Here is a 17,137-nt window from a genome sequence, read left to right as displayed (position 1 = left end):
GGTACAAAGTGCGGAAATGGTTGACGCTTTTTGTACGTGATTTGGGTCAAATTTGGTACAAAGTGCGGAAATGGTTGACGCTTTTTGTACGTGATTTAGGTCAAATTTGGTACAAAATGCGGAGTTGTTTTCCGTGTTTTGTTGTTGAACACGCTAATTAGAGAAACAAAATTCGGGAAATGTGAATGTGTTGTGTGCGTATTGCGTAAATCGTGGTGTTGAATCGTTTTAGCTACTAAATTATAAAAGTTGATAAATAGACTTAACATGCAAAAGCGAGCATTTGCGCAATTATGCAATGCTAATAATTAAGCAATGCCAATAAGTGAACCAGTGCGTCGCAAAGGAGGATTAGTGACTGAGTGCAACACTTTAGCGAATCGCCACGCGTCTAATCCGTGCGATTGCAATAATGAGCGCACAAAAAATCGCGTACATAATCGCATTGGCGTTGGGCAGACTTGCGCAAAAGTAATTCTTTTTGGTGAGCATTCGGTTGTTTATGGCCACAGTGCAGTGGCTCTTCCGCTGAAAAATCTTAAGATGCGCGCAACAGTTAGTAGCGCAATCGCAGAAAAGGCATCAATCGCAGAAAACGCATACAATGCATTAAACACAGGTGCGCAAAAGTCGCAAGCAACCGACGAGCTAGTTGCACAAATCGAAAATAATCCTAATAAAAACAGCTTGCAAGAGCTTGCTCAAAGTTACGTAACGCTTAAAGCGTTGGATTTTTGCGGGCCATTAAAAAATGCGCCAAAGCGTTTGAACTCCATTAAAACCGCGATTTATAAGGCTTTGCAATTTGCGAATTGGCGCGGCGAAGCGTTACAAGTGGAAACAGCTTGCGATTTTCCGCCAGAGCGAGGATTGGGGTCGTCGGCTGCAGCTGCAGGTGCTGTAATTCGCGCGATTCTAGGCTATTATGCGATTGAAGCCAGCGAGGATCAGCTTTTTGCGCTTACGCAGGAGGCGGAAAATGTTGCTCATGGAAAGGCATCGGGATTAGACGCTAAGGCTACTGCTTCGGCGCGCGCGGTGCGATTTTTGTGCGGAGAATTTAGCAACATAAATATACGATTGCACGCGTGGCTTGTTTTGGCTGATTCGGGGTGCAAGGGTCAAACGCGCGATACGGTTGAAGCATTGCGCAAAAAGCGCGATTTGAATCCGCATGCGGTTGATGCGATGCTGGAGCAGCTTGGGAAAATTGCTATTAGCGCGCAAGATGATTTAGAGCTTGGGCAGCCGCTGGAAATTGGGCTTAAGATGAGCCTCGCGCACAAGATTCTTGCGCAATTAGGCGTGAGCACGCCACTATTAGACGAGTTGGTTAGTGCTGCGTGCAAAAGTGGTGCTTTGGGAGCAAAGCTGACTGGAGGAGGCGGTGGCGGATGCGTTATCGCGCTTGCGCAAAACTACGATAATGCGCTTAAAGTGGCGCTGGCTTTAGAGCGTGCAGGTGCTGCCAAAACGTGGATTGTGGAAATCGGCAGTTAGAAAGGTTATAGAAAGGTTATTGTGGAAAACGTTGAAATTGAGCCAAAAATAGCGTTTGACGAGTCGATGCAAACGCATTGCGCAATCGCGGAAGCAAACGCAAATATTGCGCTAATTAAGTATTGGGGAAAGCGCGACGAGCAGTTTATTTTGCCGTATTCTTCCTCGCTATCTTTGACTTTAGGTGGATTTTTCACAAAAACTAGCGTGCATTTTGACGATTTTCTAAAAGAAGACTCCGTTTGCTTAAACAACACAGAGCTTAGTGGCGATTTATTGCAAAGCGAAGAGCGCGCGCGAATTGTAAGAATGCTAGACATGGTGCGGAAGATGGCTGGAATCGAAAGCCATGCGCGAGTCGTAAGCAAAAACACGGTTCCAACGGCAGCGGGCCTTGCGTCTAGTGCCTCGGGTTTTGCAGCGCTGGCGGCGGCTGCAGCGTATGCGGCTGGTCTTAGGTTAAACGCGCGCGAACTTTCGATTTTAGCGCGCAAAGGGTCGGGGTCGGCATGCAGGTCGATTTATGGCGGATTGGTGTTGTGGAACGCGGGCGTGAGTAGCGAAACAAGTTGCGCGGAGCCAATTGAATCGCCAAAAGATTTGAATCTTGCAATGGTGGCTGTTGTTTTGAATCCAAGCAAAAAGAAGATTTCGAGCCGCAAAGCAATGCGTCAAACGGTTGAAACGTCGCCGCTTTATAAAAGTTGGATCGAAAGTTGTAAAGATGACATTACAGCGGCTTTGCAAGCGATTAAAAACTGCGATTTAGAGGCGTTGGGCGAGGTTTCGGAGAGAAATGCTTTAGGAATGCATGCTGCAATGCGCGCGGCCAATCCTAGCGTTGACTACCTTAGCGAAGAATCGCACGCCGTGCTTAGAGTCGTGCTGCAAATGCGCGGCGAGGGGTGGCCTGTTTGGGCTACAATGGACGCAGGTCCAAATGTTAAGGTTTTAACTAGTGCGGAGCAAGTTTTGCGCGTTAAAAACGAGTTGAGGCTGCGCGTGTTGAGTGAGATTAAGAGTTTGCGCGAGTCGCAGAAATCGGCGGATTTTGCGGAATCTGTTGAATCAGCGCAATCCAATCCGCAGTTTATTATTGCGCGCCCAGGCGATGCGGTTAGCGTAACGGCGTACGGAGAAAATCATGACTAAGTTTCAAGCGGAAGCTCCTGGAAAGCTTTATATAGCAGGCGAATACGCTGTTGTGGATGGAAGAGCGGCAATCGTAGCAGCTGTGAATCGTTATGTTAAAGTTACGGTTGACGCGGCTGGAGCTTGCGATTTTTCTGAAGATGCCGACTGTGGCAGGAATTTTTACGGCAGGAATTTTTACGGAAAAATTACGTGTGAGGATAAAAATTTTGAGCCATTATATTGGAAGTTTGGCGGCGGAAACGGTGACGGCACGCGTTTTGGCAATAACAAGGAATTTATTTTAGATAAAAATGATGGATGCGGATGCGATTCGCGCTCGGTTGCTTGCGATTTGCCAGCGGAAAAATCGCAAGCAACCAACGATTCGCTAGAACAAACTAATGTAGAAAAAATTAAAAAATACTACGCGTACGTGATTTCCGCAATGAACGTAGTGGACGAATATGCGCGCGAGATGGGCGTGTTGGGTGCGGAGGACGCACTGGGTTGCGCGCGCGAATACAACGTACACATTGAAAGCGATTTAGACGATAAAAAAAGTGGCAAAAAATATGGACTTGGATCTTCGGCTGCAGTAACGGTGGCTGCTGTTCGCGCGTTGTGCGAATGGTACGGATTGGCGATTGCAACGCCAGAATTGTGCAAATTGGCCATAATCGCGTCTTCGCTAGTAAAAAAGTCGGGAAGCGGCGGAGACGTGGCAGCAAGCTCATACGGTGGGTGGGTATTGTATCGCGCGTACAATCGCGAATGGCTTAAAGCGGAAGTCGAAATGATTGAAAGCGGCGACTCCAGCTTGTGCGAGTTGATGCAAAGAAAATGGCCGCGATTTGAAGTAAAACGCTTAAAAGTGGGCGCAAGCTTACGACTTTTAGTTGGCTGGACTGGGAGCCCTGCCAGTAGCGCGGAGCTTGTTGGAAGCGTGAAAGCTGGAGTGAAATCTGAGGCAAGCGGCACTTTAAGCGTGAATAATATTGATAAAACATACGCTGAAACATACGCTAAAACTTACGAAGATTTTTGCGTGCAAAGCGAAAAATGCGTGCAAAAAATCGCAAATGCGCTAGAAAATGGGGATTTTAACGCGTTATTAAGCGGATTCGCGCAAAATCGTGCGTTGCTAAAAAATCTTGGAGAAATCACGGGAACGCTAATCGAAACACCAAAACTTACGCAGCTAATCGAAGTTGCCAACAGTGCAGGATTGCCATCCAAAACAAGCGGCGCAGGCGGAGGAGATTGCGGAATTGCGATTGCGCGCGCACAAGATTTTGATGCAGTTGCTAATCTCATTAAAGACGAATGGCAAAAAAGTGGGATTGAGGCGCTTAATCTGAAAGTCGCGGAATTTGATGAAAATCGCGACTCTTCGCTTATTGAACAGCGCAAAGACGATCACATAAAACTTGCGTGCGAACAATATAAATCGCACGCGGACGCTGGTTTTGAACAAGTGCGATTTATTCCAAATGCGTTGCCGCAATTGGCGCTAAGCGATGTAGATACAAGCGTGCGCGTGTTTGGAGAATCCGCAAAATGGGACGTTCCGCTGTACATTAACGCAATGACGGGCGGCAGCAAGAATGGCGAAAATATAAACGCAATGCTTGCAAAAGTGGCAGCAAAAACTGGTGTAGCAATGGCTTCTGGCTCGCTAAGCGCAGCGCTTAAAAATCCGCGTCTTGCAGAGACTTTCAGCGTTATTCGGCGCTTTAATCCGCGCGGATTTGTTATGGCGAATGTAAGCGCTGGGGCAAGCGTTGAACAGGCGATTAAAGCTGTTGAAATTTTGCAAGCAAACGCGTTGCAAATCCACCTTAATGCGGCGCAAGAGCTTGTTATGAGCGAAGGCGACCGCGATTTTAGCGCGTGGCTTAGCAATATTGAGGCTGTTGTGCGCGCGCTTGATTCAATGAAAGTGCCAGTTGTTGTTAAGGAAACTGGATGCGGAATGAGCGCTGGGGATGTTCTGCAATTGCAAAATGTGGGCGTGCGCGCTGTGGACGTTGGTGGGCGCGGCGGCACGAATTTTGTTGCGATTGAAAATGCACGGCGTGGGCGTGGGCGCGGCTACGAGTTCCTTGATTCTTGGGGGCTTACCACTGTTGAGTCGTTACTAGACATAGCGCAATGCGATAAGATTTTGCACGATTCTTGCGATTCTTGCGATGGTGCGGTTGCTGGCAGTTGTGCGCAAATGCAAGTGTTTGCAAGCGGAGGAGTGCGTACGCCGCTTGATGTTGTGCGCGCGCTGAAGCTTGGGGCGAGTGCAGTTGGAGTTGCTGGCGAGTTCTTGCATACGCTAACTTGCGGTGGACAGGATGCGCTTGTTGAGCAGATTGAGGATTGGAAGACGCAGATTCGCGCGATTATGGCGTTGCTTGGATGTAAGAATGTTGCGGATTTGCGCCAAAATTCGCGCATCTTGATTGATGGCAAGCCGTGCGCGCTGTAATGTCTGGCGTAGTGATATACTTGTGTAGTTGTGCGTTCAGGCATGCTTATTTGTTTATGCGATTTAGCGTCGGTTAGTCGCGTTTGGATTTGCATGGATGAGCGACGCAAGACTTGCAAGTCAAAGAAAATAGGAGTCCATTATGGCAGCTCGTTGCGCATTATGTGGCAAGGGACCGCAGACCGGTTTCAGTGTTTCACATTCGCACATTCGCAATAAGCGCACCTTCCGCCCGAACCTTCAGCCAGTTCGCACCACCATTGATGGCGAAAATGTTCGCCTTCGTGTGTGCGTAAAATGCATTAAGGCAGGCAAGGTTCAGCGTGTTGAAGCGTGAATCGCGTGTTAAATGTAAGGCCCTGAGCAGTGCTCGGGGCTTTTTTGTTAGCGAATTGACCTGCATTCGCGCTTAGACCGCGCGCGCTACATTTCCGCTTTTTGTACGTGTTTTGGGTCGATTTTGGTACAAAGTGCGGAGTTGTTTGACGGGTTTTGTAGTCCTACATGCTGTTTTGAGCTACAAAGTGCGGAAAGTTGTGCGAGCGTTACGGCGCGCTTAAATCTTAGCGCAACGATTATAATCGAAGTATGGCAGCACGCATAACACTTAACACAGCAATATCTTCAATCGTAGGCAACAAGCGCCGCGTATCTGCCTTAAAATCGCTAGGTGTAGTCACAGTAAAAGACGCGCTAACGTACTACCCGTTTAGAGTCACAAATCCGCTAAAACGCGCGCGTTTAAGCCAAATTTTGCCAGGTCAAGAAGTGGCGTTTTGTTCGATTATACAGTCCATAAACTTAGTGCAAATGAATGCGCGGAGAGGGTATCGCCTAGATGTAAACGTTGCGCAAGATGCGTCGCGCGCTCAAATCGTCTATTTTTCAAAAAGCAAGCAATACGCGCAATGGGTTAGCAGCCGCATGAGCGTTGGTCAAACCGTTGTTGTGGGCGGCGCGAGCGGCGCGTTTAATGGCGTTTTGCAATTTACGCATCCGCAAGTTATAAGCGTTTTGGCGGCGCGTAGTGATGATGAGAAGTCGAGTAACGATGAGAAATCTATCAACGATGAGAAATCTAGCGCGTCTGACGATTTTGCTGCGAAAAGTGTTGAAGAAGCGTTTGAAAAGTTATGCGCTCCTCGGCCGATTTATCACGCAAATTCGCGTATTTCTAGCGACCATATTCACGAGACGATTTTAGGATTATTGCAACTTTTTAAGAGTTGTGATAGTGGCGATTTTGCGCCTGAATCCCTGCCTGAATCACTGCCAGACATTCTTCCACAATCCGTAATCGCAAGTAAAAATCTTATGCACCGCACGGATGCGTTTGAATCAATTCACAATCCGCAAAGCAAAGAGGATTTTGCGCGTGCAATTAACACAATGCGTTTTGAAGAGGCGTTTATATCTCAAATTGCTGTTTTGCAATCGCGCGAGAATTCGCGTCTTGGCTCTGCTTATAAATGCAACAATGGCGCTTTAAGGCAGCAGTTTGAAGAAAGTTTGCCATTTGCGTTGACGGAAGGCCAAAAAAACGTTATTAGCGAGATTACTGAAGATATGCAAGGCGCGCAGGGCGAATCGCAAGCAACAGATGATTCGCAAGCAGCCAGCGAATTGCCATTAACCAGCGAATCACCATTAAAACCAATGCGTCGTCTTTTGCAAGGAGAAGTCGGCTCTGGAAAGACGGTTGTTGCAATGAGCGCAATGCTTCAAGCTGTTGGTTCGGGCCATCAAGCGGTTCTTGTTGCGCCAACTCAAGTGCTGGCTCATCAACACGCCGAAAACTTGCGCAAAATGATTGCGCGCGCACATATAAACGTTGAAATTACGCTTGTGACGGGCGGAATGAAGCTGGCGGATCGAAGAAGTGCTTTGGCAAAAGTAGCAAGCGGCGAGCCAGCGATTATTGTGGCCACTCATGCCGCATTTTCCGCTAGTTTTAAGCCCACAAACCTTGCGCTTGCGATTATAGACGAGCAACACAGATTTGGCGTTGAGCAGCGCGATTCGCTTATACGAAAAATGAGCAATAATGCGGATGTTCATCTTCTTGTTATGACGGCTACGCCGATCCCTAGGAGCGCTGCAATGACTTGGTTTGGCGATTTAGACGCGTCTTACTTAACGGAGCTTCCAGGCGGCCGAAAGCCGATTCGAACGTTTGTTATAAACGAGCTGGACTTTGCAAAAATGGCAGCTATGTTTAGACACGTTCGTTCTAGGATTGACGCGGGGGAGCGCGCGTACATTGTTTGTGCGCGAATAGACGATGACGATAATGGCGATAATGGCGACAACGGAGATAATGGCGATTGCGCGGTTGCTGGCGACTTTGGCGCATACGCATCTAATCCACTAAACGATTCGCAAGTTAACTCACAAGTTAACTCACAAGCAAATTCGCAAATTCACACAGTATCGCAAATTTTAACTCGCCTTAAAAACCTCGCTCAATTTAGTGGCGTCAATTTTGCTGAGCTTACAGGCCGCACAAGCGACGACGAGAAGCGCAAAATTATGAGCGACTTTGAAAGCGGAAAAGTGCAAATCTTGGTTTCTACAACCGTAATCGAAGTTGGCGTAGACGTTGCAAAAGCAAGTTGCATAGTGATTTTTAACGCAGAGCGATTCGGGCTTGCACAGCTTCATCAACTTAGGGGACGAGTGGGGCGCTCTGGCACGCAATCATGGGCTTTTCTGGTATCTGCAGCTCAAGGCAACGAGTTGGCAGCAGAGCGTTTGCAAGTTGTAGAGGAATCGCTAGATGGTTTTGTAATCGCGCAAAAAGACTTGGAGCTTAGAAACGCTGGAGATGTTTTAGGAGATAGTCAATCTGGCGGAAAATCAAGCTTAAAGTTGCTTCGAGTTGTTAAAGACGCGCATATTATTGCAGATGCAAGGCAATGCGCAACTTCGATTCTTGCAAGCGACCCAACTTTGCAAAATCACATGCAACTCGCTGGAGCGGTTTTAGACTTTACTCGTGGAAGTAGCACTGCGATTTTGAGCAATTAGAAGAAAATCGAGAAGAAAATCGCACAATTTTTTACAATTTACGTGCGAAAAAGACAATTTTTGAATATTCTAGAGATATAAGGTAAAAACGCGAGAGACGAGGCAAAGATGACTGAACGCGAACAACAAATATTGTCGTGGATTCAGCAGAATCCTATGATTAGTCAGCAAGAGCTTGCAGATTTAGCTGGCATTACGCGATCGGGCGTGGCCGCGCACATTTCTAATTTGATTCGCAAGGGATACCTTAGAGGCAAAGGTTACATTGTTACGCCACCAAGCTACGTGACTGTAATCGGCGGAATAAGCATGGATGTTTTGGGAATCGCGTGCGGAGATCTTATGGACTACACGTCGAACGCTGCAAAAGTGCGCTACGCGCTTGGCGGAGTTGGGCGAAATATCGCAGTTGCTTTAGAGAGGATGAACACGCGCGCAAGTCTGGTCTCTGTGTACGGAGGCGACCATAATGGCGAGTTGTTCAAAATCGACGCATCTGTAAACGGACTAGATATAGGCTACTCAAAGCAGCTGCCAGACGCAATGACAGCGTCTTACATGTACGTTGGAGACGCTTCGGGGCAAAGGCTTTTGGCACTAGACGATATGAGCATCTACGATTACATGACGCCAGACTTTTTGCGTGAAAGAATATCAATCATAGAAAACGCAGACATTGTTGCGCTCGACACAAACATTTCGCAAAAGTCATTTGAATGGGTGTGCGATAACTACCATAAGCCGATTATGGTGCGCGCAATAACGGATGCAAAAGCTACGAGAATACTTTCGCGCTTAAATTGCATTGATACTCTTGTTTTAGACACTGCAGAATCGCAAGCGCTTACTGGAATTTGCGCTGTAGACGAAAGGTCAGCTGTGCAATGCGCAAAGGCGCTGCTTAAGCGCGGAGTTAAGCGCGTGTTTGTTAATTCTGGGCGAGAAGGCGTTGCGTATGGAATACTTGGGGAAGGCATTGCGTTTTATCCTGTGCCTTTGCGGCGCGTTCAAAGAATGATTGTTTCTAGAGGAAATGGATCCGAAGGTGCTAAGGCTGTTGGCAACGACAACGGTTCTAGCGATACTGCGACTGCTGCTTTGATTTACGCGCGATACAACCACTTTGACAATTCTAAGACTGGGCGATTTGCGGTTGCTGCTGCTGCGCTTAACATGGAGTCTGTTGAAGCGGTGCACGAGGCGATGACGCCAGAGCTTGTTGAGGAGCGTATGCAAAGCATTCATGAGCGCGCGTGATACTCGCTCCGACCTGCATTCGCTTAGAGCGCGCGAACGATGTGACGCTTTTTGTACCACATTCCACCAAAAAATGGTACAAACTCGGGAAAAATCTTCCGCATTTTGTACCATTTTTGACCTAAAACACGTACAAAAAGCGGAAAATCGCTCGCGCGCTACAGTGTGCTGTAACTCGCGAGCGATTTTACCTGCCTGAGCAAGCGCAGTCTAAGCGCTTATCAGTCGCAATCTTCTGGCTTAGGAATCAAGAACGAGCATGCAAACGCGAGAGCAAGCAGCACGATTCCAGCAATCATCGAAGCAACGTAGCCAGTTGTGGCTCCAGCGTTCTGCGCAAAATTGGTCATAACAGCGTAAAGAATCGCAAAGCTCAATCCTGCACCAAGGTTAAACGCTCCAGCATTCATGCCAGGCAAATATCCAGGATTATCTTTAGGAGAAAGCACAATTCCAAGGCCGTTAAGCATAATGTTTGCAACACCTGCGTAGCTAATTCCAAGCCACAAAGAAAGCACTACAAGAGCGCAAACAGAAGGCATTTCAGCAACGTACATTCCAAATACAACGCCAAGAACGCTTACAAGGATTCCAGCGCGCAAAACGAGTCGGTATCCAAACTTTGCAGCAAGCATGCCAGCAACAGGACCAAATACAAAGCCAATGATTGCGTAAGGTGTAAGAGTTGCAAAGCTAACCACACTTGCGCTCATTGCAGCTCCAGACTTAACATCTTGTGCAAGCTGTGGAACAACGCCATTCATGATTGCAAAAACGCCCGTCATTGTAAGAAGCGTGCAAGAAAGCAATCCCCAAGTGCGTCGTTGGCTCATATATTTTGTAGAAACAAGCGGAGCGGAGTTTTTGCCCTCTACGTTCCAGAAGATTACAAAGAAAACGATTGCAAGAACTACAAGAACTGCAACAAGAGTCAAGTTGGCGCTAGCAAGCTTGCCGATTTCGTTAATCGCAAGATATGCAGCCAAGAACGCGATGCCAAGCGTTACAACACCAACCCAATCCATCTTAGGAGTGTCTTGCGCGTGCGATTCTTCAGTCTGGAATATAACCAAAAGAACTGCAATCACGCCGATTACAGCCATTGTACAAAACACGGATCTAAATCCAAAGTTGCCTGCGAGCCAGCCGCCTGCAAGTGCGTCAACGCCTGCAATTCCGCCATTTACAGATGTTAAAATTGCCATCAACTTTGCGTAACGCTTTTCTTCGCTAACGCGCACGCGCAGCATAATCAAGCACATTGGCACAACTGGACCGCTTGCGCCTTGAAGGATTCGGCCAATCATAAGAACCGTAACATTTGGTGCAATGGCGCTAATCACGCATCCTAAAATGGTTGAAATCAGAATGCCTGTAAGTACTTTTTTGCGGCCAACAAGGTCTGCCAAGCGAGGTAGGAATAGCGAAAACAGCGCTGCTGCAGTAAAGAACACGGTTTGTGTTAGCGCGATTTGCGTATCCGTTGTTTTAAGCTCGTGTGTCATAGTGGCGAGTGCTGGGGAGAGCATGGATGCGTTTAGCTGGAACGCAAAAATGGCCACTAGAAGTGCGGTCATAAGTGCTACGATTGAGCGTCCGCCCTTGTCTAACATGTGTGGAGCTGGAGATGAAACCTCAGTCATAATAACTCCTATATATTGTTTGGTTATTAGGGATCTTCTCTTGTTAGGGATTTTCTCTATTATCTTTTATTTATTTGTTTGATGTATATTGTTTGACTATTTGGTTTATTTGACTTACTTGACTTATTTGATTCCATCGATTCGCTTTAGAGCGTCGATAATCAAATCCCAGAACTTGTTAAAGTCAAGCTTAGTGGCCACTTGCGTGTGGCATTCGCTTGCGGATGGCTCTGGTCCGCGCAAGTCTGCAACCGTCATTCCAAGTGTTAAATCGCCTTTAATTTCAACGTCTAGAGGGCATCTGCGAGTTTGTACAACACTGTGGTCAATCAAGTACGCAACCGTGCAAGGATCGTGCACAGGTGGGTCAATAAAATCTTGATTGTTTTGGTATGTTTTGCGGAAGAAGTCCATCAAGCCGCTTGCAAACGCAGAAAGAGGTGTGCCGATTGCGTCGATTTTAGCTTGTACTTGCGGTGTGCAAAGTGCTTGGTGCGTTAAATCAAGACCAACCATTGTAATAGGCCAATCTTCATTAAACACAACGTGAGCGGCTTCAGGATCTACCTTAATGTTAAATTCTGCGACCGCGCTCCAATTTCCAACGTGGTAGCCGCCGCCCATAAGCACAACTTCCTTAACGCGGCTAACGATTCGCGGCTCCATTCGCGCAGCCATTGCAATGTTTGTAAGTGGGCCAGTTGGAACAAGTGTAATCGTGCCTGGCTCGCTGTTCATAATCGTGTTGATAATCCAGTTTACTGCGTGGCCTTCGTCTAATGGGCGAGTTGGCTTTGGGAGAGTTACTCCGTCTAGGCCAGTTTCGCCATGAATGGATGCAGCCACTTCTAGCGGGCGAATCATTGGGCGATCGCATCCTGCGTGAACTGGAATGTTTGTTGCGTGAGCCATTTCTAGCGTTGCTCGCGCGTTGTACGTAACTTTTTCGAGGCTTTGATTACCGCCGACTGTTGTTACGCCAATCAAATCAATGTTTGGGTTGCCAAGCGCTAGAAGAATTGCCATCGCGTCGTCGTGGCCAGGGTCGCAATCTAAAATGATTGAAGTCATTGCTGCTCCTTAGTTGTTTAGTTGTATGTCAGTTGTATTTGGGATTTAGATATTTTATGCTTAGGCTTTTTAGCAAACTTCATTGTTTAGCGTAGTTTGGGATAAATCGCCAGAAACCAGTGCTAAGCAACATTTGTTGATGTTAATAAACAAATGACCAATACAATTTTAACAAGGATAAAATTTGACACAAGTAAAAAAGATGCATAAGGCAAAATAAATTAAAATGATATGCTTAAAATATGCACGTAATTGCAGGAAGATTTAAAGGCACGCCATTATGCGCCGCAAAGTCATGTACAAGACCAACAACAGACCGCACAAAAGAGGCGATTTTTTCTAGACTCGACTCGTGGGGAGTGTGCGGGGGAGCGCGCGTACTCGACTTATTCGCTGGAACCGCTGCGTTGGGCGTGGAGGCGATTTCTAGGGGTGCAAACGAGCTGGTGTGTGTAGAGGCTAACGCGGCTGCGGCGGCACTAATTGCAAAAACCGTTAAAGTGCTAGAAAGTCAAAGCGCGTGGAGCCAGGATTTAAGCGTGCGCGTAAACAAAAAGCGCGCGGAGCAGTTTGTGCAAGACTACAGCGGCGAGGCTTTCGATTTGGTGTTTATAGATCCGCCGTACGCGTTGGAGACGGCACAAGTTGAGCTTTTGATTGAAAACATGGTTAATAGGGGAGTTGTGAGCGCTGCTGCAGATACGTTGATTGTTTTGGAGCGTAGCGCGCGCAGCGTTGTGCCTAAGATTTGCGCGGGGTGGGAGATTTTCGACACGCGAAACTATGGCGAGACTGCCGTGATGTTTATTCAAGCTACGCGTTGACCTTTATTTGCGTTTAAAGATTTGCCAAGCTAGGTAGAGATTCGAGATTTTTCGCCGCGAAAGAGGTGAGCCTCAGCGCCGAAGGTGGTGACTCGCCGAGAGAGCAAGAAAAATCGAGAATCTCAGGCGACTAGCGATACGCAAAAGTTTTAGCATGCAAGAGGGCTGGGTGATTCTTGGTCGAACAGTATAAGAGCGGCAGCCGATACCGAATAATCCAATGACTCACCCTACAAACAAACTTCAATCCAAAAAACAAAATCAAAGCCAAATCGGAACAACCGCAACAACAGACTACACGTAAGAGGCGGAGCGTTGTGAGACAAGAAACACACAGCCCTCCTACACACCAAACAAGGAAATGCGCTAGCGATAGCTAGATTTATAGGCGCTTTGGCGAATCGCCAGAAACCTCCCATCCAAGGCTAATCAGCGTTTTTCTATCCTGCTTACTAAGCGACTTGCAATCAAGTTTCTCAATCAAATCTGGTCTAATTTGACTTGTGCGCTCCAACGCATCATCTCTACGGAATCGATCCACTTTAGCGTGGTCGCCCGAAGTAAGAATCGCAGGCACACTAATGCCGCGCCAAGTTGTTGGACGCGTGTACTGGTGATGCTCAAGAATCGCGTCCGCGCCCGTGTATGACTCTTCCACAATCGACTCAGGGTTACCCATAAAGCCTGGAATCAAGCGCGTAATGGCCTCTACCATAACGCTAACAGCAACTTCGCCGCCGTTAAGAACGTAGTCGCCAATCGAATACTCGCGCACATCTAAGCCGCGCGATTTGTAGTATTCTGGGATTCGCGCGTCGTAGCCTTCGTAGCGGCCGCATCCAAACACGAGTCGCTTTGCGTTTGCTAATTGCGTTGCGTCTTTTTGCGAAAACAGTGGTGCAGAAGGATTTGGGAAGATTAGAATTGTGCCGTTATCAACGCTATTATTTGCGATGCAGTTATTGTCGTCGCAGACGTCGCAGCCATCGCAGCCATCGCCGCTGTTATCTGCGATATTATTGCCACTAAAAAGCAGCTCATCAAGGCACTCCGACCACACCTCTGGCTTCATCACCATTCCTGCGCCGCCGCCAACTGGTGTATCGTCAACCGATTGATGAACGTCGTGCGTCCATCTTCTAAGATTGTACGCGTTGATTTTAAGCAGGCCATTATCTTGCGCTTTGCCGAGCAAGCTTAAATCAAGCATGCGAAAATATTCTGGAAATACGGAGATTATGTCGATTTGCATTTTTATAAGCCTTAAGCTTAAATCCTGCGCATTAAAGCCCAGGGATTAAGCCGCCTGGAGGGTCTAAAGTTAAATATTCGTCTTTAAGATTTACTTCTGGAACAAGCGCTTGAACAAAAGGAACTAGCGCAATTTTATCATCGCCAACTGGCTCCAAAAGGCGGATTTTAAGCAGCGACTGCGCGCCGTCCACAACGTCTACGACTTTGCCGATTTCGCGAGGAGCAACACCAAGTGAATTATTCTTACAAATGCGCGCGCTAAGGCCTACTAAATCCTTAATATACCAGGCGTTTTCTTGCTCTAACTCTTCCGCGCTTTGAGCCTTAGTGTAAAGCTCCAAGCCGTTTAATGCCTCTGCGTCGTTACGATTTAGGCTCTGTTCAAAAAGCAGAATCCAGCGGTTTTTGAAAGTGCGAGAGGCTTCGATTGTAAACTTGCGCTCGCCGTCTTGCGTGTAAAGCACATTGCCTGGTTCAAAGCGATTATAAGGTTCGTCGGTAAAGATTTGAACCGTGACTTCGCCTTTTAATCCTTGCGCTTTTCCAATACGACAAACCCTCAGTAGGGTGTTTGAACCTTGCTGAGGGTTGTCAAAAAGTTGGTTTTTAGCCACGTTCAATCTCACTTACGTACGTCCATAATGTCTACGCGCACATTGCGACGGCTTAGAGCCTGAACAACAATACGAATAGCATTAGCGGTACGACCGTTTCTTCCAATAACGCGACCGATGTCTTCTGGATTTACGCGCACGCGCAAAAGTTCGCCGCGAGCGTTTGAATGAGAACGCACGGATACGTCATCTGGAAAATCCACAATGTTCTTAATGAGATGTTCCACAGCTTGAGCCAGCATAATTACTCAGCCTTTTCCTCGGCTTCAGCATCTGCTGCTGGAGCTTCTTCGGCTTCGTTCTTAGCGGCTTCTGCAGCAGCCTGAGCCTTTGCAGCGGCTTCGGACTTAGCAGCCTTAAGCTTCTGAGCTTCGGCTTCTACAGCTTCAACGCGAGCTTGAGCATCTGGGCCAGCTTCGCTAGTCTTCAAAGTGCCTTCTGCACCTTCAAGACCCTTGAACTTCTGCCAATCGCCAGTAATCTTTAGCAGCTTCAACACTGGTTCGGTTGGCTGTGCGCCAACGCCAAGCCAGTACTGTGCGCGATCAGACTTAATCTGAATCAAAGATGGCTGCTTGTTTGGATCGTAGATGCCGATCTCTTCGATGGACTTGCCGTTGCGCTTGTTGCGCGAATCAGAAATCACAACGCGATAGAAGGCGTAGAACTTCTTGCCCAATCTCTTAAGACGAATCTTGGTTGCCAAAATGGCTCTCCTTATAACTAGAGTCGTAGAATTTCGCTCGGGTGTGGGGCACTCCTTGCGAGTTCCACTGTTCCTCGCGTGGTCGATAAGAGGGCTTCGATTCACGCGAATAACTTTTCTATTATGACTGATTGCGTGGACTATTCGCTCCGACCTGCCTTCGCGCTTAGAGCGTAGTGCGTGAACGATATTTCCTATTTCCTATTTGGTGTTGTAGGAGGGCTGGGTGTTTCTACGCTCGCGCGTTACAGCGCGCTCACGCCTTCGCCGCGCAGAAGCAGTGCTTCTGCTCTAAGCGGCTCAGCGAATCGAGGTGACTTCTCGCGCGCTATGCAGCTCGAAGTCGTCGATTCGCCGCGAAAAATCTCGAATCTCTACCTTGCTTGGCGGAGTAATGTACGCAAAGAACGTTGTTATTCGCGTGAATAAGCGCTTTGACTGAGCTTGAAATTGCATAACGCATTTCAAGCTCCTTCAAAGCGTGATTTGGCTCAAGCATAAAGTCCAGTGGACTTTATGTGCCAAATCAGCCGAGCGGCTACTAATAGCCGTGAGGAATAGAGCTAGAGGAGGATTGAAACGCAAACGATTAGCGCAAAGTGGTCGCTGCCGTCCACGCGAATCGTGCTTTGCTCTGTGGCTTTAGCGATGCATCCGCTTGATTTTACTAACACATGGTCAAGCGCAAGATTCGGCCATTTTTGCCACGTTGGCCAAGTCTTTAGTCGCTTGCCGATTTGCATTGATGCGTCGAAAAAGCCTGATTTTAGTAACGTTCTAAAGCTTGGGTGGTCTGGAGTAGAGTTTAAGTCTCCGCCGATTATTGTGACTTTTTTGCATCCGCTTTTATTATGATTTTCGCCGATTTTTGCAAGCGACATTATTCCGCTGCACCAAGCCGCGCATCCGCGCATAGGCGATTTTGGATGCGCTGAGGCGAATGTTATTAGAAGATTTTCCGCGGAAGAATCGCAAGCCTCCGCCGTAACAATTGGCACGTTTGCTGCATCAATCTTAATCGACTTACCAAAAGATTTAACATTGCTTAGTCGCGTATAAATCGCGTTAAAGCCGCCATTTTCGTGGTCGTTCGCGTTGCCCAATTGCACATGCGCAAAATCACGCTTAATGCCAAGTTTTTCAAGGTTTTTTACAAGTTTTTTGCTTACTTCTTGTAAAAGAATCGTGTCGATTTTATGCGTTTTTGCGAGTTTTATTATTTGACTTGCGTTTGCGCGGCCATATCTGCAATTAAGCGTCATAACGCGGATTTCTAGTGATTTTTCCTGCGATTTTTCCTGTTTTATTCGCATCAATCTTCTTGCAAAATACGGCGTATACGATTTCAAAGAGATTAAGAATAACAGTGCATATGCAACGCACAAAAATACGTAAGATTTATAAAATTCATTTTGCGAGCGTGTTGCAACTGCAGCCACAGCGCTGGCGATTAGCCCAAAACCTGCGCAACACGGAGCAATCGGCAGCAGCGCAATAACATAGGGTAGCGGTTTTAGCTTATCTGCTCCAGCTGGCAGCCACCTAAGCAACTGCCAAGCTAGAAGCAAAACAAGCGAAATAAGTAAAATCGCAAGTAAAATCGAGTAAATCATCTACTGGTTATCTGCATT

The 17,137-nt window shown here is 47.4% G+C and carries 15 protein-coding genes; 7 read left to right on the top strand and 8 right to left on the bottom strand.

Annotation, left to right across the window (positions count from 1 at the left end; genetic code table 11):
• Nucleotides 1-354 precede the first annotated feature (354 nt).
• The 6 genes from mvk (at nucleotide 355) to HXT23_RS04240 (ending at nucleotide 9,394) form a co-directional block, all read left to right on the top strand.
• Nucleotides 355-1,500: a mevalonate kinase gene (gene mvk, locus HXT23_RS04265; RefSeq protein ID WP_422112749.1), complete on the top strand. Its 1,146-nt coding sequence runs from the start codon at nucleotides 355-357 to the stop codon at nucleotides 1,498-1,500.
• A gap of 21 nt (nucleotides 1,501-1,521) precedes the next feature.
• On the top strand, nucleotides 1,522-2,652 hold the full coding sequence (gene mvaD, locus HXT23_RS04260; protein ID WP_119529206.1) for a diphosphomevalonate decarboxylase: 1,131 nt from the start codon (nucleotides 1,522-1,524) through the stop codon (nucleotides 2,650-2,652).
• On the top strand, nucleotides 2,645-5,110 hold the full coding sequence (gene fni / locus HXT23_RS04255) for a type 2 isopentenyl-diphosphate Delta-isomerase (RefSeq protein WP_422112748.1): 2,466 nt from the start codon (nucleotides 2,645-2,647) through the stop codon (nucleotides 5,108-5,110). The genes mvaD and fni overlap by 8 nt, the downstream gene beginning before the upstream one ends.
• Nucleotides 5,111-5,252: 142 nt before the next feature.
• Nucleotides 5,253-5,447 (top strand): 50S ribosomal protein L28, encoded by a 195-nt coding sequence (gene rpmB, locus HXT23_RS04250; RefSeq protein ID WP_004128912.1) that lies wholly within the window; start codon nucleotides 5,253-5,255, stop codon nucleotides 5,445-5,447.
• Between the two features lie 251 nt (nucleotides 5,448-5,698).
• On the top strand, nucleotides 5,699-8,137 hold the full coding sequence (locus tag HXT23_RS04245; RefSeq protein ID WP_422112747.1) for an ATP-dependent DNA helicase RecG: 2,439 nt from the start codon (nucleotides 5,699-5,701) through the stop codon (nucleotides 8,135-8,137).
• 108 nt (nucleotides 8,138-8,245) lie between these two features.
• On the top strand, nucleotides 8,246-9,394 hold the full coding sequence (locus HXT23_RS04240; protein ID WP_020757721.1) for a PfkB family carbohydrate kinase: 1,149 nt from the start codon (nucleotides 8,246-8,248) through the stop codon (nucleotides 9,392-9,394).
• 221 nt (nucleotides 9,395-9,615) lie between these two features.
• Here the strand turns inward: HXT23_RS04240 and HXT23_RS04235 are convergent, their stop codons facing one another.
• Together HXT23_RS04235 and HXT23_RS04230 are read right to left on the bottom strand one after the other, a co-directional pair.
• Nucleotides 9,616-11,037: an MFS transporter gene (locus tag HXT23_RS04235; RefSeq protein WP_020758532.1), complete on the bottom strand. Its 1,422-nt coding sequence runs from the start codon at nucleotides 11,035-11,037 to the stop codon at nucleotides 9,616-9,618.
• Between the two features lie 123 nt (nucleotides 11,038-11,160).
• Entirely contained in the window at nucleotides 11,161-12,108 is a 948-nt protein-coding gene (locus HXT23_RS04230) for a nucleoside hydrolase (protein ID WP_004131838.1), read from the bottom strand.
• Nucleotides 12,109-12,350: 242 nt separating this feature from the next.
• Here HXT23_RS04230 and HXT23_RS04225 point away from each other — a divergent pair, with 242 nt between their 5' ends.
• Nucleotides 12,351-12,932: an RsmD family RNA methyltransferase gene (locus HXT23_RS04225; protein ID WP_422112746.1), complete on the top strand. Its 582-nt coding sequence runs from the start codon at nucleotides 12,351-12,353 to the stop codon at nucleotides 12,930-12,932.
• 382 nt (nucleotides 12,933-13,314) lie between these two features.
• Here the strand turns inward: HXT23_RS04225 and trmD are convergent, their stop codons facing one another.
• The 6 genes from trmD to HXT23_RS04195 form a co-directional block, all read right to left on the bottom strand.
• Nucleotides 13,315-14,184, bottom strand: a complete 870-nt coding sequence (gene trmD, locus HXT23_RS04220) for a tRNA (guanosine(37)-N1)-methyltransferase TrmD (RefSeq protein ID WP_422112745.1) — start codon at nucleotides 14,182-14,184, stop codon at nucleotides 13,315-13,317.
• Nucleotides 14,185-14,215: 31 nt separating this feature from the next.
• Nucleotides 14,216-14,800 (bottom strand): ribosome maturation factor RimM, encoded by a 585-nt coding sequence (gene rimM, locus HXT23_RS04215; RefSeq protein WP_004131853.1) that lies wholly within the window; start codon nucleotides 14,798-14,800, stop codon nucleotides 14,216-14,218.
• Between the two features lie 8 nt (nucleotides 14,801-14,808).
• Nucleotides 14,809-15,042, bottom strand: a complete 234-nt coding sequence (locus tag HXT23_RS04210) for an RNA-binding protein (protein WP_004131855.1) — start codon at nucleotides 15,040-15,042, stop codon at nucleotides 14,809-14,811.
• A gap of 2 nt (nucleotides 15,043-15,044) precedes the next feature.
• Nucleotides 15,045-15,506: a 30S ribosomal protein S16 gene (rpsP, locus tag HXT23_RS04205; RefSeq protein WP_004113466.1), complete on the bottom strand. Its 462-nt coding sequence runs from the start codon at nucleotides 15,504-15,506 to the stop codon at nucleotides 15,045-15,047.
• A gap of 300 nt (nucleotides 15,507-15,806) precedes the next feature.
• Nucleotides 15,807-15,962, bottom strand: coding sequence for a hypothetical protein (locus HXT23_RS04200; RefSeq protein WP_180946721.1), 156 nt, complete (start codon nucleotides 15,960-15,962; stop codon nucleotides 15,807-15,809).
• A 107-nt stretch (nucleotides 15,963-16,069) separates the two neighbouring features.
• The gene (locus HXT23_RS04195) at nucleotides 16,070-17,119 is read right to left on the bottom strand and encodes an endonuclease/exonuclease/phosphatase family protein (protein WP_422112744.1); all 1,050 of its coding nucleotides are present in this window, start codon (nucleotides 17,117-17,119) and stop codon (nucleotides 16,070-16,072) included.
• Nucleotides 17,120-17,137 lie beyond the last annotated feature (18 nt).

It is taken from the genome of Gardnerella sp. DNF00257 (genome assembly GCF_049262745.1).
GTDB classification, from domain to species: Bacteria; Actinomycetota; Actinomycetes; order Actinomycetales; family Bifidobacteriaceae; genus Bifidobacterium; species Bifidobacterium piotii.
This window is presented reverse-complemented; position numbering and strand designations above follow the sequence as displayed.